The 15,987-nt window shown below is 69.8% G+C and carries 13 protein-coding genes and 1 pseudogene; 6 read left to right on the forward strand and 8 right to left on the reverse strand.

From position 1 onward, the window contains the following. Window positions 1–53 precede the first annotated feature (53 nt). Window positions 54–491 (forward strand): ATP-binding protein, encoded by a 438-nt coding sequence (locus tag NRF20_RS31055; protein ID WP_413753701.1) that lies wholly within the window; start codon window positions 54–56, stop codon window positions 489–491. A gap of 6 nt (window positions 492–497) precedes the next feature. Here the strand turns inward: NRF20_RS31055 and NRF20_RS31060 are convergent, their stop codons facing one another. Next, complete coding sequence (locus NRF20_RS31060) at window positions 498–1,319, reverse strand: serine hydrolase domain-containing protein (protein WP_398634242.1); 822 nt, start codon at window positions 1,317–1,319, stop codon at window positions 498–500. Between the two features lie 117 nt (window positions 1,320–1,436). On the opposite strand from NRF20_RS31060, the gene NRF20_RS31065 reads away from it, so the two are divergent. Together NRF20_RS31065 and NRF20_RS31070 are read left to right on the forward strand one after the other, a co-directional pair. Further along, complete coding sequence (locus NRF20_RS31065; RefSeq protein WP_398634241.1) at window positions 1,437–1,898, forward strand: MerR family transcriptional regulator; 462 nt, start codon at window positions 1,437–1,439, stop codon at window positions 1,896–1,898. Further along, on the forward strand, window positions 1,898–2,914 hold the full coding sequence (locus NRF20_RS31070; protein ID WP_413753702.1) for an aldo/keto reductase: 1,017 nt from the start codon (window positions 1,898–1,900) through the stop codon (window positions 2,912–2,914). The genes NRF20_RS31065 and NRF20_RS31070 overlap by 1 nt, the downstream gene beginning before the upstream one ends. A gap of 61 nt (window positions 2,915–2,975) precedes the next feature. On the opposite strand, the pseudogene NRF20_RS31075 reads toward NRF20_RS31070, so the two are convergent. The 6 genes and pseudogenes from NRF20_RS31075 to NRF20_RS31100 form a co-directional block, all read right to left on the reverse strand. Beyond that, window positions 2,976–4,018, reverse strand: a pseudogene (locus tag NRF20_RS31075) (alpha/beta hydrolase). 556 nt (window positions 4,019–4,574) lie between these two features. Beyond that, window positions 4,575–5,258: a response regulator gene (locus NRF20_RS31080; protein ID WP_413753703.1), complete on the reverse strand. Its 684-nt coding sequence runs from the start codon at window positions 5,256–5,258 to the stop codon at window positions 4,575–4,577. After that, window positions 5,255–6,577 (reverse strand): sensor histidine kinase, encoded by a 1,323-nt coding sequence (locus tag NRF20_RS31085; protein ID WP_398634237.1) that lies wholly within the window; start codon window positions 6,575–6,577, stop codon window positions 5,255–5,257. Before NRF20_RS31085 ends, NRF20_RS31080 begins: the two co-directional genes overlap by 4 nt. Window positions 6,578–6,682: 105 nt before the next feature. Further along, a complete protein-coding gene (locus tag NRF20_RS31090) occupies window positions 6,683–7,645 on the reverse strand; it encodes a DUF4429 domain-containing protein (protein ID WP_266361688.1) in 963 nt (320 codons plus the stop codon). Window positions 7,646–7,730: 85 nt separating this feature from the next. Beyond that, a complete protein-coding gene (locus NRF20_RS31095; protein WP_398634235.1) occupies window positions 7,731–8,942 on the reverse strand; it encodes an alpha/beta hydrolase in 1,212 nt (403 codons plus the stop codon). A 232-nt stretch (window positions 8,943–9,174) separates the two neighbouring features. After that, a complete protein-coding gene (locus NRF20_RS31100; protein ID WP_398634234.1) occupies window positions 9,175–9,846 on the reverse strand; it encodes a TetR family transcriptional regulator in 672 nt (223 codons plus the stop codon). Between the two features lie 117 nt (window positions 9,847–9,963). On the opposite strand from NRF20_RS31100, the gene NRF20_RS31105 reads away from it, so the two are divergent. Beyond that, window positions 9,964–11,574 carry an MFS transporter gene (locus tag NRF20_RS31105; RefSeq protein WP_398634233.1) on the forward strand — a complete coding sequence of 537 codons (1,611 nt, stop codon included), beginning with the start codon at window positions 9,964–9,966 and terminating at the stop codon, window positions 11,572–11,574. Between the two features lie 175 nt (window positions 11,575–11,749). Continuing rightward, the gene (locus NRF20_RS31110) at window positions 11,750–12,112 is read left to right on the forward strand and encodes a peptidase inhibitor family I36 protein (protein WP_398634232.1); all 363 of its coding nucleotides are present in this window, start codon (window positions 11,750–11,752) and stop codon (window positions 12,110–12,112) included. A gap of 65 nt (window positions 12,113–12,177) precedes the next feature. On the opposite strand, the gene aceE is transcribed toward NRF20_RS31110, so the two are convergent. After that, window positions 12,178–14,919, reverse strand: coding sequence for a pyruvate dehydrogenase (acetyl-transferring), homodimeric type (gene aceE, locus NRF20_RS31115; protein ID WP_398634231.1), 2,742 nt, complete (start codon window positions 14,917–14,919; stop codon window positions 12,178–12,180). Between the two features lie 469 nt (window positions 14,920–15,388). On the opposite strand from aceE, the gene NRF20_RS31120 reads away from it, so the two are divergent. Next, on the forward strand, window positions 15,389–15,826 hold the full coding sequence (locus tag NRF20_RS31120; protein ID WP_114244351.1) for a DUF3052 domain-containing protein: 438 nt from the start codon (window positions 15,389–15,391) through the stop codon (window positions 15,824–15,826). The last annotated feature ends 161 nt before the right edge of the window (window positions 15,827–15,987 follow it).

Raw genomic sequence — 15,987 nt, forward strand, 5'->3', positions numbered from 1 at the left:
GCGTTCGTTTCCATACGTAGCCGAGAGTAATCACGTCGCTGCACTCTGGTGACATGAATCACGTAATTGATCCGCAGGCCGACGATCTGCTGGAGGCGACCTACCGCGCCGACTTCGCGATGGGCGAGCACTCGGCCCGGCATCTGCGCCACATCCTGCGCCTCTACCTCACCGCCTGGGGGCTCCTCGACGTGGCCGATGCGGCCGAGTTGGCGCTCACCGAGCTGATCGCCAATGTCGTACGGCATGTCCCCGGCCATCGCTGCCAGACGTTCATCTTCCTGCTCCCGGCCGGGGGTGTGCGCGTCGAGGTGGCGGATGCCTCCCCGGAACTGCCCCGCGCGGTCATGGGTGATGTGTTTGACGAGGGCGGGCGAGGGCTGATGCTGGTCGATGCCGTCACCGACGGCTGGGGCGTGGAGCCGCGCCGCGACGGCCGCGGCAAGACGGTGTGGTTCGAGTGCCTGGCCGCAAAAGCGGCCGACGGGTGACCTCTCTCAGCGGCCGGAGCCGAGCTCCGCAAGCACCGCGTCCGTGAACGCCGGCCACACCTCGACCGCCCACGGGCCGAAGGCCCGGTCGGTGAGCGCGACGCACGCCGCGCCCGCCACCGGGTCGATCCACAGGAAGGTCCCGGACTGCCCGAAGTGCCCGAAGGTCGCCGGGGACGAGGAACTGCCCGTCCAATGCGGCGACTTGTGGTCCCGGATCTCGAAGCCGAGCCCCCAGTCGTTGGGATTCTGGTGGCCGTAGCCCGGCAGCACACCCTTCAGGCCGGGGTGGACGACGGTCTGCGCGGCCAGCACCGTGCGCGGGTCGAGCAGCCGCGGCGCCTGTACCTCCGCCGCGAACCGCACCAGGTCGTCGACGGTGGACACACCGTCCTTGGCGGGCGAGCCGTCCACCGTGGTGGACGTCATCCCCAGCGGCTCCAGCACCGCCTGGCGCACGTATTCCGGGAACGGGATGTCGGTGGCCTTGGCTATGTGGTCGCCGAGGACCTCGAAGCCCGCGTTGGAGTAGAGCCGCCGGGTGCCGGGTGCGGCCGTCGTCCGGTGCTCGTCGAAGGCGAGGCCACTGGTGTGCGCGAGCAGATGCCGGACGGTGGAACCCTCGGGCCCGGCCGGCTCGTCGAGCTCGACCGCGCCCTCCTCGTACGCCACGAGCGCCGCGTAGGCCGCGATCGGCTTGGTGACGGAGGCGAGCGGAAAACGGTGCGAGGTCGGGCCGTGCGTACCGACGACGGATCCGTCCGCTCGTACGACGGCCGCCGCCGCGGTGGGGACGGGCCAGTTGTCGATCATCGCCAGGCTCTGCATACGTATGAGCCTAAAGGGCCGTCCTGCACGGCTCGGAGGGGGTCGTCCGGCCGCCGCCGAAACCCGTCGCCGTTTGCGCTTGCTTCGAGTGCACTCCAAGGTTCTAGCGTGGAGGTCATGACGGTGATGGAGAGCACTTCCGTAACGACGGACGCATGCGCATCGGCACCCAGGGCGCATCCGCGCCCCGAGGGCCAGGACCGCTACACCATCAGTGAGGTCGCCGCCTTCACCGGGCTCACCGCGCACACCCTGCGCTGGTACGAGCGGATCGGGCTGATGCCGCACGTCGACCGTTCGCACACCGGCCAGCGCCGCTTCACCAACCGTGATCTGGACTGGCTGGTCTTCGTCGGCAAGCTGCGGCTGACCGGAATGCCGGTCGCCGACATGGTCCGGTACGCGGAGCTGCTGCGCGAGGGCGAGCACACCTTCGAGGAACGGCAGGAGCTGCTGGAGGCGACCCGCCGCGACGTGAAGACGCGGATCACGGAGCTCCAGGACACCCTCGCCGTCCTCGACCACAAGATCGACTTCTATGCGAGTGCCCGACGGGCGCCGGAAAGGCCCTGTGCCTGATGACTGACAACAAGATCACCACCGTGGAGCTCGGAAACGGCGGCCCGCAGGTCGGCGTCCAGGGACTCGGCTGCATGGGCATGAGCGAGTTCTACGGGGACACCGATGAGTCCTCGGCGCGCGAGACGCTGGAGACGGCGCTGACGGCGGGTGTCACCCTCTTCGACACCGCCGATGTCTACGGGAGCGGCGCCAACGAGAGGTTTCTCGCCCCGTTCGTCGGAGCGCACCGCGACGAGATCACGCTCGCCACGAAGTTCGCCATCGAGCGGAAGGACGACGACCCGCAGTACCGGGGCGTGCGCAACGACTCCGCGTACATCCGCCAGGCCGTCGAGGACAGTCTTCGTCGCTTGAACACCGACGTCATCGACCTGTACTACATGCACCGCCGTGACCCGGCCGTTCCGCTGGCCGAGTCCGTCGGCGCGATGGCCGAGCTGGTTCAGCAGGGCAAGGTCAAGCAGCTCGGGCTGAGCGAGGTGACCGGCGCGGAGCTGCGCGAGGCGTACGCCGTGCACCCGATCGCCGCCCTGCAGTCCGAGTGGTCGCTCTTCAGCCGGGACGTCGAGCGCAGCGCCGTGCCCGCCGCGGTCGAGCTCGGTGTGACCTTCGTGCCGTACTCCCCGCTCGGCCGCGGCTTCCTGACCGGGGCGTTCACGGACGCGGCCAAGGACCTGTCGAAGGGCGACTTCCGCCAGTTCCAGCCGCGCTTCACGGGCGACAACGCGAAGACGAACGCCGCCCTGCTGGAGCCCGTCCACAAGATCGCGGCGGCGCACGGGGCGTCGGCCGCGCAGGTGGCGCTCGCCTGGGTGCAGCAGCGGGCCCAGGTGCACGGTCTGACCGTGGTGCCGATCCCGGGCACCCGCAAGAGCAGCCGGCTGCTGGAGAACGTGGCCGCCACCCGGCTCACGCTGACCGCCGAGGAGCTGGCACTGCTGGAGCCGATCGCGGGGCGGGTGGCGGGGGACCGGTACCCGGACATGAGCTCGACGTCCGCCGCGCGCGAGTAACCGGCCGCCCGGGGCTCACCGCGCCCGCGTCCCGGGGCTCACCGCGCCCTCCGTCCGGAGCTCACCGCGCTTTCCCCTCGGTGATTGCGGCGAGGGCGCGGAGCGAGTCCGTGCCCGGGACGAAGTAGCCGGTGTGCCCGCGGGCGTCGTCGGCCGGGACGCGGCGTGCGCCGAACTCCGGGGCAGCGGGGTCGGGGCCGTGGCCGAGCCCGGCCACCTCGACGTTCGGCACGTCGTCGATCCAGTCCGTGGCGTCCTTGGCGGCCCAGACCCGGGCGGTGGTGTGCAGATCCGCGACGTCGTCGGCGCGCATCCCGGGCGAGCCGAGGACGACCAGGTCCGCGGCGCGCAGTCGGGGTGCGGCGAGTCCGCACACGACGGAGCCGTAGCTGTGGCAGAACACGGCGGGCGCGGGCACGCCGTCGGCGGCCAGCCCGTCCGCGAACCGGGTCAGCCGGCCCCCGCCTCGGCGAGCGAGCCGGTCGCGGCATCGATGCCGACGCCCACGGGAGTGGTGTACCCGGCCCAGGCGACGACGGCGCTGTCGCGTCCGGTCTTTGCATACAGGGCCTTCGCCATGCCGGCCGGAGTGCCGTACACATCGTTCGTACGGTCGAAGGTCCCGGCGTCGATGTCCGAGCCCGGCACCACGACCGCGATATGGCGCGCGGTACGCAGGTCGCCGAAGACCTCGGCGACCTGGCCGCGTCCGCGTGGGTCGAACGCGAGGATCTGCCGCCTCTGGGCCTCTTTGAGATGCGCGTACCGGGGATCGTGACTGGCTTGCAGGGAAAGGGCGTTGGCCTGGTAACGCAGCTCGACCGGAGCGCCGTCCAGGTTGCCGACGACGAGCGGGTGGCGTACGACCAGGGCCTGTTGCTGCGCGGCGCTCAACCCCCGGAAGAATGCGGCGACTTCTGCCGGTGTGCTCCGCCCGGGATCGGGCAGCTCCCAACCCAGCGCATGATCGGCGCGCCAGGCCGCCGTGCCCGGGGGCGGCCCGGTGAGGGCCTGCTGCGCATTCCCGGACGCCCAGCCGGCCGTCCCCGCCGCCATGGTGGTGGCCATCGCGACGGCGACCAGGGTCCTCGCGTAACGGCGCATCCCGTCGTCCTCCCTCTCCGGCTGATCCGGCTGTTCCGGCTCCCGCACGCCGTTCGGCGCGACGGAGCGGAAGGTAGGGAGAGGGTGGGTCCGAGGGCGTCACACCAGGGGGCCAAGTGCCAGGTCATACCGGGGTAGGGAGCGGAGTATGGGCTCCGGGCAAACGGGTACCAGAGGATCCGAACGCCTGCCGGTTCGGCCCCCCCGGGGCGACATGCAGGATGACTGGCAGCGGCTAATACGGTGAGGTGGGTCGGCTCTGGCAGCCTTCTCTGTGCCAGGAGTTCGGCGTTGTGGCAGGTGACGGCATCGGTCTACCTCTGATCTTGGCCAGTGCTCCGCCCTTCAGGACTCTGCTGAGGAATGCGTGATTCGGGCAGGGCTGGGTCGTTGGTCCTCCACGACTGTTGTGGTCGTGGGCGGGAGGGCCGAGAGAGATGTCGCTGGAGCCACGGGCTGATCGTGGGGTGCCGGAGCTGACGGCCCGGGTGGTGCGGGCAGCGTTCCCGAAGGGGACGATGGCGGTGCGGATCCGGGAGGCGTTGGGTCCGCACCCTCACCCCTCGCCCGGCACCACCACTCCCGCCTCGTACGCGAAGATCACCGCCTGTGCCCGGTCCCGCAGATCCAGCTTCGCCAGCACCCGCCCGATGTGCGTCTTCACCGTCTGCTCGGCCAGCACCAGCCGCCCCGCGATCTCCTGGTTGGACAGGCCCCGCGCGATCAGCTCCAGCACCTCCGTCTCGCGCGGAGTCAGCCCGTTCAGCCGCAACGCCTGCCCGCTCCGGGCGGCCCCGGACGGCCCCTGCCGGGCGAAGTCCGCGATCAGGCGGCGCGTCACGGACGGTGCGAGCAGCGCCTCGCCCGCCGCGACCACCCGCACCGCCGAGATCAGATCCGCCGGCGGCGCGTCCTTCAGCAGGAAACCGGACGCCCCGGCGCGCAGCGCCTCGTACACGTAGTCGTCCACGTCGAACGTGGTGAGCATCAGCACCTTGGGCAGGTGCACCACCCCCACCGGTGGGTTCAACAGCTCGCGGGCCGCCGCCAGGCCGTCCATCTCGGGCATCCGGACATCCATCAGAACCACGTCCGGGTGGACGCTCCGGCTGACATCGACGCCCTGGCGCCCGTCCGGCGCCTCGCCGACCACGTCGATGTCGCTCTGTGCCGCGAGCAGTGCCGCGAACCCCGCCCGCACCATGGCCTGGTCGTCGACGATGATCACGCGGATGGTCAAGAGTCCTCCGAGGTCGGGGGCGGAACGGGGGCGAGCGGCAGCCGCGCCGCCACCCGGAAGCCGCCGTCGGGCAGGGGGCCGGTGTCCAGCGTGCCGCCCGTCAACCGTACGCGTTCCCGCATGCCGACCAGGCCGTGCCCGGTCCCGGTCGTCTCCAGCGGCGAACCGGGCTGCTCCGCCCGGTCGTTGACCACCAGCACGGTCAGGTGCTCGCCGTCGGACGTGATCGACACCCGGGTCCGCGCTCCGGGAGCGTGCCGGACCACGTTCGCCAGGGCCTCCTGCACGATCCGGTACGCCGACAGATCCACCGCCTGCGGTACGTCCGGCAGACCGGCGGCCAGCGACAGCTCGGCCGGCAGCCCCGCCCGTACCGTCGCCTCCACCAGCTGCTGGACCCGGTCGAGCCCCGGCTGCGGCGCGCGCTCGCCCTCCGTACCCTCACTGCGCAGCACCGTCAGCAGCCGCCGCATCTCCGCGAGGGACTCCCGAGCGCTCGCCGCGATCGCACCGAACTCCTCGCGCGCCTCCTCGGGCAGCCCGCTGATCCGGTAGGGCGCGGAATCGGCCTGGACCGTGATCACGGACATGTGGTGCGCGACCACGTCGTGCAGCTCACGGGCGATCCTGGTGCGCTCCTCCAGCAGTGTCCGCCGCGCCCGCTCGGCCTCACTGATGGTCTCCTGCTCGGCGAGCCGACGCTGCGCGTCGCCACGTTCCCGTACTGCCGCACCGATCAGCAGGACCACCGCGCCGAGGATCACGAGCAGCAGCGCGCTGCCGTTGCTGCGGCCCGGGGAGATCAGCTGCAGGATCAGGCTCGCCGCACCCGTCGCCACCCAGACCGCGACCAGGGTCCGCCGGGTCTCGCGCAGCGCCAGCGCGAGCAGCAGGAAGAGATAGCCGATCAGGGTGGGCGGGGGCCATGGCCAGATCTCGTACTCGTGGACCGGATACCCGAGCAGCACGGCCGCGCCCAGGATGTCGGCGGGGAAGACGATCCACCAGGCCTGCAGCGGCCGGTGCGCCAGCATCAGCAGCGGTGCGGCCTGCGCGACGGCCAGAATTCCCGCCAGTCCTCCGATCACGCCGTACTGCTCGGTCAGGACGTTGATCGTGACCGGGATGAAGATCGCGGCGAGGGCGAGGACGACCACGTACGGCAGCAGCCGCTGCCGGTGTTTCGGTGCGTGGGCCAGGAATGGCGTCGCGGGATGGGACGGGTGGGCGAGCCCGTGGGCGATCTCGCGCAGATTGCGCCGGGCGGCGCTCAGCAGGCCGTCGGCGGCGGGTGGAGTGGGCGGCGGGGAAGTGGTCATGGCCCGATCAGCGTAGGGAGCGGACCGGCCCGGTGTCTTCATACCCGGGTTTCGGTCCGCCGCCATGCTTCTCGTACGGGAGTACTACCGGCGGGCCGGACACACCTACAGCTCGGCGAGCAACTGGGCCTTCTTCGCACTGAACTCGTCGTCCGTCACCAGGCCCGCCCGGTGCAGTTCCCCGAGGTGCCGGATCCGCTCCGCGATGTCCGCGGGATCGCGCCGCCCCACGCCTGCCGGTACGGCGGCCGGCGCGGCGGGAGCCGGCTGCTTCCTGCGTACGGATTCCAGTACGGCCGCGGCGAACGGCAGCGACTCGTGCACCGGGCCGTAGCCGAGACCGAAGACCACGGCGGCCGGGTCCTGGTCGGCCCGGGCGGGGCGGGGGGCCATCGGCTGTGCGCTCTGCACCGTGCCTGAACCGAGCCTCGTGACCGGCTCCGTACCCATGCCGAGGCCGGCCCCCGGGCCCGGAGCCGCACCTTCCTGGCCTCTCGGCACCAGCCGCAGATAGCCTTCGAAGGCCTCCGGCGAGCGCCACTCGACGCCGCTCAGCTCCGTCACCGGGAACGTCTGGTCGCCGGCCTTCCACTTCGCCGTGGAGGCACCCGTCCAGAACCACCGGAAGGAGACCCGGTCCCCGTCGAAGCCGGCCCGGCCGTCGTACGCCTTGAACTGCATCGGCGCCTCGGGGGCCGCGACCAGGAACCGGTCGGCGGGCTCGGCGGCGTCGGGACCGAGCAGGGCGCGCAGTTCGTCGGCGTAGTACTCGGCGAGCGTCTCGCGCTCGGCGGGGAGCACCAGCCGGTACGGATCGCAGCCGTCCTTCAGTTGCCCGGCCGCAGCCTCCAGCAACGGGTCGGCACCGGGTCTCGGTACCGCGTGCAGGACCACCGTGCCCCGCTTGCCCGGGGTCAGCGTCACCGATGACAGCGCCGCGTGCGGGACGCGGCGCTCACGCAGGCTCTGGTAGAGCTTCGGCGTGCGTATTCCCCGTTCGAAGCGGATGAGCACGGAGTCGGTGTCGAACTCCCAGGTGGCATGAATTCCGGCCAGCACATCACCCATGTGCCTCATCGTATGCGGCACTTGCCCGCACGTCCCCCCTCGGCGTAAGTCCCGATATGCGGCCGACCACGGCTCGCTGTGTCCGTCAGATCCCCTGGCTGCCGGTGACTCCGTCGTGGCAGGCGCTGTCGGAGTTCGCACAGTTGACCGAGCTGTAGGCCCCCACACCGATTGAGGCGAAGTTGCTGAGGCTCTCGGTGCCCGGCTCGAAATAGCCACTGTGCCCGACCGCGCCGCCCGCCGAGACGATGCGTGCGCCGAAGCCCGGGTCGACCGGATCGGCACCGTGCCCGAGACCGCCCAGCTCCAGGTTCGGTACGTCCTCGATCCAGTCGTCGTGGTCCCGCATCGCCCACACCCTGGCCCCGGTGCGCAGCTGCCCCGCGTTCTCCACCCGCATGCCGGGGCTGCCCGCGACCGCGATGTCGGCGACCCTGGAGGGCAGTTCATGTGCGGCGACACCGCACAGCACCGAGCCGTAGCTGTGGCAGAACAGCGAGATGGGGGCGTCCCCGGGCAGCGCGCCCACCAGAGCGTTCAGCCGCACCGCCCCGCGCTCGGCGAGGTTTCCCAGGGCCGCGTCCATACCGATTCCGGCGGGCGTGGTGTAGTCGGCCCAGGCGATGACGGCGGTACGGATGCCGGGGCGCGCGGCGCGCTCCGCCGCGTACAGCGACTTCGCCATACCGACCGGCGCGGCATTCACCTTGGGGGCGGACCGCTCCAGCGTCAGCAGATTGGTGTCGACGCCGGGCACGATCACGGAGACCCGCTCGGCCCGGTCGAGATCACCGAACACCTCTGCGGCCCGGCCCTTTCCGGACGGGTCGAAGGTGAGGATGTGCCGTCCCTCGGCGAGCATGGCCTGGAAGCGGTTCATCCGGCGGAGCGCCTCGGCGCGGCCGTCGGGGGAGAGCCTGGCGTCGTGCATGCGCTGCCGCTCGACCTTCCGCGCCTGCACCAGGGCCAGCCGGTTGGCGTGGTAGCGCAGGGTGACCGGGGCGCCGTTCAGATTGCCCACGACCAAGGGGTACTTGTCGGCGAGACCGGTGCGCTGCACGGCCGTGAGCGTGGCGAAGAACTGCGCCAGGCGGTGCGGCGGTGCGTCGGCGTCCGGCAGCGCACGACCCGCCACGTGGCCCCGCGCCCAGGAGGCGAGTGCGACGGTGCGTGGCTCGTCGGAGTGTGGGTGACGTACGGCGGTCCAGCCAGTGGTCGCCAGCATCACGAACACAACCGCGACGGCGAGCAGCGCGCGCCATGCGGTGAGCGTGGGGGAGGAGTCGAAGGAAGTCACTTCGGCCCACATTAGGAGACGCGCGACGGCAGCCGTGAAGAGGGTGACGCACATCACCCGGCTGTCGGGAATTCAAGGCGGCTCATTTCACGCTGTGTTGGTGCGGCGCACACACTCGGGCGCGCGGAATGCTCCCGGAGCGTCGCATATGGCCATCGGGGCACGGCGGTTGTGAAGTCGGTCATGCCGCGGCAGTGAGGCGTGCAGCACATCGGACGGAGTTTCCATGTCGCTATCCGGGCCCGGCGCCGGCCCCCGCCCGCCAGTTCCCGGCCAGTGCCGGTCCGAGCTGGTCCAGGTACGCCTCGGTCAGCGCGCGCAACGAGTCCACGCTGGTGTCCCGCCCCTGCCCCCAGAGTTGCCCGGTCACCCGCATCACCCCACAGAACGCGGCCACGGCGACCCTCGGCCGGGGGTCCGTCCTCACGTCGAGCCCCTCGCGCTCGGCGATCAGCTGCGCGATCTGGTTCTCCAGATCCATGCTGCGCCGCAGGTGGGCGGCGAGCAGCGACGGCGTCGACTCGATCATCCGGTACGTGCGCATATGGAGTTCGACCGTGATGATCGCCTCGATCGCCTCACCGATACTGTTCCAGGCGCAGAGGACCGCGCTGCGCAGCGCCTCGAACGGGGCTTCCGAGGCGGGACGCCGGCGCAGCTCCGAGAGGAAGTGCGACTCCACCATCTCCTGGATGGCGAAGGCGGCCTCCTCCTTGCTGGCGAAGTAGCGGAAGAAGGTGCGCTGGGAGACCTCGACGGCGTCGACGATCTCGTCGACGGTGGTCTCCTCGTATCCCTGTCCGGTGAAAAGATCGAGGGCGGCGTGCAGCAGGGCGTCCCGGGTGCGTCGCTTCTTCCGTTCGCGCAGTCCGGTCGGATACACGGCCCGCTGCCCATCGGTCACTGAAGTGGTCCTCTTTCCCCTGCTTTGTCCAGCTCAGCGCACCTGTGAGCTACGTGACAGTTACCGGCTTGTGAAATGGTTTGTCAACTGTCAGCGGCTGACACTAATCTCCCGGGCATGACTAGTCAGACCACCGTCGAAAAGGCGTCGCGGGAGCCGCAGGACACCGCCGTGCCCGCACCTGCCAAGGGGCTGCGCGGCCACCCCTGGCTGACGCTCTTCTCCGTGGCCATCGGCGTGATGATGGTCGCGCTCGACGGCACGATCGTCGCGATCGCCAACCCCGCCATCCAGCAGGACCTGGGCGCCTCGCTCGCCGACGTCCAGTGGATCACCAACGGCTACATGCTCGCCCTCGCGGTCTCCCTGATCACCGCGGGCAAGCTCGGTGACCGGTTCGGCCACCGCCAGACCTTCCTCATAGGTGTCGTCGGCTTCGCCGCGGCATCGGGGGCCATCGGCCTCTCCGACAGCGTCGCACTGGTGATCGTGTTCCGGGTGCTCCAGGGCCTCTTCGGCGCCCTGCTGATGCCCGCCGCGCTCGGCCTGCTGCGCGCCACCTTCCCGGCCGAGAAGCTGAACATGGCGATCGGCATCTGGGGCATGGTGATCGGCGCCTCCACCGCGGGCGGCCCGATCCTCGGCGGTGTGCTCGTCGAGCACGTCAGCTGGCAGTCGGTCTTCTTCATCAACGTGCCGGTCGGTGTGATCGCGCTTCTGCTGGGCCTGGTGATCCTCAAGGACCACCGCGCCAAGAACGCGCCGCGCTCCTTCGACATCGGCGGCATCGTGCTGCTGTCACAGGCGATGTTCTGCCTGATCTGGGCGCTCATCAAGGGCGCCGAGTGGGGCTGGGGCGACTACAAGACGCTCGGCTTCCTGGGCGCCGCCGTGGCCCTGTTCGTGGTCTTCGCCTTCTCCCAGAAGAACGTCAGGGAGCCGCTGATCCCGCTGGCGATGTTCCGGTCCGTGCCGCTGTCCGCGGGCGCGGTCCTGATGGTGCTGATGGCCTTCGCCTTCATGGGCGGGCTGTTCTTCGTCACCTTCTACCTCCAGAACGTGCACGGTCTGAGCCCCGTCGACAGCGGTCTGCACCTGCTGCCGCTGACCGGAATGATGATCGTCGCCTCGCCGCTCGCGGGCGCCATGATCACCAAGTTCGGCCCGCGGGTTCCGCTGGTCGGCGGCATGGTGTGCACGGCGGTCGCCATGTTCGGCATGTCCCAGCTGGAGATCGGCACCAGCACCCTGACCATGTCGATCTGGTTCGGTCTGCTCGGCCTCGGCCTCGCCCCGGTGATGGTCGGCGCCACCGAGGTCATCGTCGGCAACGCCCCGATGGAGCTCTCCGGTGTCGCGGGCGGTCTGCAGCAGGCCGCCATGCAGGTCGGCGGCAGCCTCGGCACGGCGGTGCTGGGCGCGGTCATGGCCTCCCAGGTCGACTCGAAGCTGGCCGACAACTGGACGGCCGCGAAGCTTCCGCCCCTTACGCCGGAGCAACTGGACGCTGCGTCCTCGGCCGTCGAGGTCGGCGTACCGCCGGTGGACGGCAACACTCCGCCGGAGGTCGCGGCGCAGATCGCGGGTGTCGCCCATGACACGTTCGTGTCGGGCATGAGCACGGCGTTCATGGTGGCCGGCATCGTCGCGGTGGTCGCCGCGCTGGTCGCCACGCTCACCAAGCGCGGTGCGAATGCCGAGGCGGGCGCGGGCGCTGGTCACATCTGATCACTCGTCGCGATGCCCCCGAGGCGTCAACACAGTGCGTACAACAGCCCCGTCGGACCGTTCCGGCGGGGCTGTCGCCTATCAGGGTGGTGTGACCCGCAGCCCCTTCCCCAGGCGTCGCCCCGCAGGTCAGGGTGCATGCAACTGATTCGCACCACCACGGGGGTCGATTTCCATGCGTACGACCGTTCTTGCCGCCGCCCTGGCCGCCACCGCCCTGATTCCGCAAGCCGCGGCCCACTCCGCACCCGCCCGGCCCGGGGCCTGTGGAAGCGGTCAGCTCTGTCTCTGGGAGAAGCCGGACTTCACCGGCGCCCGGCAGATCCACGAGCTGTCCACGATCGACATCGAGAGCTGTGTCCCGCTGCCGGCGGGCAGCCAGGTCCAGGCGCTCGCCAACCGCACGGGCCGGCCCGTCACCACGTACCAGTCGGCGGAGTGCGCCGAGACGGGTGAGTTCGAGACCTATCCGGGCGGCGGCACCTGGGTGCCCCGGTCCCCGTACCAGGTCAGGGCCTTCAAGGTCTGGGAGAACTGACCGGACACGCCGAAGGGCGGCGGGACCAGGAGATCCCGCCGCCCTTCAACCGTGGTTCGTCGTGCTTACGCGTCGCCGCCGGCCGCGCCCGGGTCGGCCGCGGTCACATCCAGCAGCTCGTACCGGTCGATCGCCGTCTTCAGCAGCGAACGGTCGATCCGGCCCTCCTTCGCGAGCTCGGTGAGCACCGCGAGGACGATCGACTGCGCGTCGATGTGGAAGAACCGGCGGGCCGCACCACGGGTGTCGGCGAAGCCGAAGCCGTCCGCACCCAGCGACTGGTACGCACCGGGCACCCAGCGCGCGATCTGGTCCGGTACGGAACGCATCCAGTCCGAGACCGCCACGAACGGGCCCTCGGAGCCGGAGAGCTTCCGCGTGACGTACGGGACGCGCTGCTCCTCCTCGGGGTGCAGCAGGTTGTACCGCTCCACGTCCACGGCCTCGCGGCGCAGCTCGTTCCAGGAGGTCGCCGACCAGACGTCCGCCCTGACGTTCCACTCGTCGGCGAGGATCCGCTGAGCCTCCACCGCCCACGGGACCGCCACACCGGACGCCATGATCTGGGCCGGGATCTCGCCCCGCTCGGCGCTCTTGTAGCGGTACACGCCCTTGAGGATGCCTTCGACATCCACGTTCTCGGGCTCGGCCGGGTGCTGGATCGGCTCGTTGTAGACGGTGAGGTAGTAGAAGACATCCTCGTTCTCGTCGGGGGTCCCGCCGTACATCCGCCGCAGACCGTCCTTGACGATGTGCGCGATTTCGTAGCTGAAGGCCGGGTCGTACGCGACACAGCCCGGGTTGGTCGAGGCGAGCAGCTGCGAGTGGCCGTCCGCGTGCTGGAGACCCTCACCGGTCAGCGTCGTACGACCGGCGGTCGCACCCAGCACGAAGCCGCGCGCGAGCTGGTCGGCCATCTGCCAGAACTGGTCGCCGGTGCGCTGGAAACCGAACATCGAGTAGAAGACGTACACCGGGATCAGCGGCTCGCCGTGCGTGGCGTACGCCGAACCCGCGGCGATCAGCGACGCCGTGCAGCCGGCCTCGGAGATGCCGTCGTGCAGCATCTGACCGGTCGGCGACTCCTTGTACGCGAGCAGCAGATCGCGGTCCACCGCCTCGTACTGCTGACCCAGCGGGTTGTAGATCTTCGCGCTCGGGAAGAACGCGTCCATACCGAAGGTGCGGTACTCGTCGGGTGCGATCAGCACGAAACGCCTGCCGATCTCCTTGTCCCGCATGAGGTCCTTCAGGATGCGGACGAACGCCATGGTCGTGGCGATCGACTGCTGGCCCGAACCCTTCTTCGCGGTCGCGTACGTCTTGTCCTCGGGGAGGGCCAGCGGCTTCGCGCGCACCACACGGGTCGGGACGTAACCGCCCAGACCCTTGCGGCGGTCGTGCATGTACTGGATCTCCTCCGAGTCACGGCCCGGGTGGTAGTAGGGCGGGTAGCCCTCGTCCAGCTGCTTGTCCGTGATCGGGATGTGCAGCCGGTCGCGGAACCTCTTGAGGTCCTCGACCGTGAGCTTCTTCATCTGGTGGGTCGCGTTGCGGCCCTCGAAGTTCGGCCCCAGCGTCCAGCCCTTGACCGTCTGCGCCAGGATCACCGTCGGCTGGCCCTTGTGGGCCTTGGCCGCCGCATAGGCCGCGTAGACCTTCTTGTGGTCGTGGCCGCCGCGGCCCAGGTGCAGGATCTGGTCGTCGGTCATGTCCTTGACCATGTCGCGCAGCCGCGGGTCGTCCCCGAAGAAGTGCTGACGGATGTACGAGCCGGACTCGGTGGCGTACGTCTGGAACTGGCCGTCCGGCGTGGTGTTCAGCTTGTTGACCAGGATGCCCGTGCGGTCCTGCGCGAGCAGCGGGTCCCAGGAACGGTCCCAGACCAGCTTGATGACATTCCATCCGGCGCCGCGGAACTGCGACTCCAGCTCCTGGATGATCTTGCCGTTGCCGCGTACCGGACCGTCGAGGCGCTGCAGGTTGCAGTTGACCACGAAGGTCAGGTTGTCCAGGCCCTCACGGGCGGCGATGGAGAGCTGGCCGAGCGACTCGGGCTCGTCCATCTCGCCGTCGCCCAGATATGCCCAGACGTGGGACTGGGAGGTGTCGGCGATGCCGCGCGCCTCCATGTAGCGGTTCATCCGGGCCTGGTAGATCGCGCCGAGCGGGCCGAGGCCCATCGAGACGGTCGGGAACTCCCAGAAGTCCGGCATCAGCCGCGGGTGCGGGTAACTGGACAGGCCGTTCGGCGCCTTCGACTTCTCCTGGCGGAAGGCGTCGAGCTGCGCCTCGCTCAGTCGGTCGAGCAGGAAGGCGCGGGCGTAGATACCCGGGGACGCGTGCCCCTGGAAGAAGATCTGGTCGCCGCCCAGACCGTCGTCCTTGCCCCGGAAGAAGTGGTTGAAGCCCACGTCGTACAGCGAGGCGGAGGAGGCGAAGGTGGCGATGTGGCCGCCGACACCGATCCCCGGACGCTGGGCGCGCGACACCATCACGGCCGCGTTCCAGCGGGTCGCGTTGAGGATCTTGCGCTCGATCTCCTCGTCGCCGGGGAAGAACGGCTCGTCCTTCGTGGCGATCGTGTTCACGTAGTCCGTGCTGCGCATCTCCGGCACGGCGACGCGCTTCTCGCGCGCACGCTCGATGAGCCGGAGCATCAGATAACGGGCCCGCTCACGGCCTCGCTCGTCGACGGCGGCGTCGAGCGAGTCGAGCCATTCCTGGGTCTCTTCGGGATCGAAGTCCGGGACCTGGCTCGGCAGGCCGCCAATGATGATCGGGTTGCGATCGGATCCGGAAGCCACGCTGTTCCTTCGCTATTAGGTGCTGCTCTACGGGGCCTGGTTACGGGAGAACATGCCCCCGGGATGTATGCATGTACGCCATCACCATCGTGTACCGCAGAGGCGCAAACGTCATCTCTACCGAGGGGTAACCGCCGTGTTGCGAGACATCGCGTCCGTAGCGCGGGGATGGGCTGGTCCAAACCGCAACCATACGCCCAACCCGTCCAAGCGTTCCCAAAGGATGTCCGACTCCGAATGGCGGACCGAAACGGCATAAGCTGTGGAAGGACGTAAAGGGTGTGACGGTAGCGCCGGCCCCCGCAGGGGACCTGCCGACAGTGCGGCGACGTGGCAGGGAACGTCACCGTTTAGGCGGTCTCGCACGCTGGGTACTTGCGCGATCCGCCGCTCCCGTGTGGACTACGGCCAACGCCCCGCGCACGCGCGTGGCTGAAGCATTTTCCGAAACATGATCAGGAGGCAACCCGTGAGCGCGACCGCGGACCACGCGGAGGAGCGGACCAACCCGGCAGCACGCCTGGGGTTCGAGCCCGGACAAGTGGTCCAGGAGATCGGCTACGACGACGACGTCGAGCAGGAGCTCCGTGAGGGCATTGAGGCCACTACCGGCCAGGATCTCGTCGATGAGGACTACGACGACGTCGCAGACGTCGTCCTGCTGTGGTTCCGCGACGAGGACGGCGACCTTACGGACGCGCTGGTGGATGCCATTGGTCTGATCGAGGACGGCGGTGCGGTCTGGCTGATGACGCCGAAGACCGGCCGTGACGGATACGTCGAACCGAGCGACATCAACGAGGCTGCACAGACGGCCGGTCTCTCCCAGACCAAGAGCATCAATGCGGGCAAGGACTGGACGGGAAGCCGTCTGGTCACACCGAAGGCGGCCAAAGCCAAGCGCTGAACCGCATTCGCCACGCACTCGCCCTGAAGGCCCCCGACGGCATGAGCCGCCGGGGGCCTTCTTCGTGCGCTTGCCGGGCGCCCTGTCCGTACGGCTGGGGTGCAGGTTGCCCCCGTGCGGGCGCTGCGTGGCCTGCTGCGGGCTCTGCGTAGGGTGGGAGC

The organism is Streptomyces sp. R-74717 (assembly GCF_047305335.1).
GTDB lineage: Bacteria > Actinomycetota > Actinomycetes > Streptomycetales > Streptomycetaceae > Streptomyces > Streptomyces atratus.

What these genes read in the sequence shown, in the direction of transcription:
- NRF20_RS31065 (WP_398634241.1), top strand. Translation starts at nt 1,437, where the DNA reads ATGACGGTGATGGAGAGCACTTCCGTAACGACGGACGCATGCGCATCG.
- NRF20_RS31070 (WP_413753702.1), top strand. Translation starts at nt 1,898, where the DNA reads ATGACTGACAACAAGATCACCACCGTGGAGCTCGGAAACGGCGGCCCG.
- NRF20_RS31110 (WP_398634232.1), top strand. Translation starts at nt 11,750, where the DNA reads ATGCGTACGACCGTTCTTGCCGCCGCCCTGGCCGCCACCGCCCTGATT.
- NRF20_RS31105 (WP_398634233.1), top strand. Translation starts at nt 9,964, where the DNA reads ATGACTAGTCAGACCACCGTCGAAAAGGCGTCGCGGGAGCCGCAGGAC.
- NRF20_RS31090 (WP_266361688.1), bottom strand. Translation starts at nt 7,645, where the DNA reads ATGGGTGATGTGCTGGCCGGAATTCATGCCACCTGGGAGTTCGACACC.
- NRF20_RS31060 (WP_398634242.1), bottom strand. Translation starts at nt 1,319, where the DNA reads ATGCAGAGCCTGGCGATGATCGACAACTGGCCCGTCCCCACCGCGGCG.
- NRF20_RS31085 (WP_398634237.1), bottom strand. Translation starts at nt 6,577, where the DNA reads ATGACCACTTCCCCGCCGCCCACTCCACCCGCCGCCGACGGCCTGCTG.
- NRF20_RS31055 (WP_413753701.1), top strand. Translation starts at nt 54, where the DNA reads ATGAATCACGTAATTGATCCGCAGGCCGACGATCTGCTGGAGGCGACC.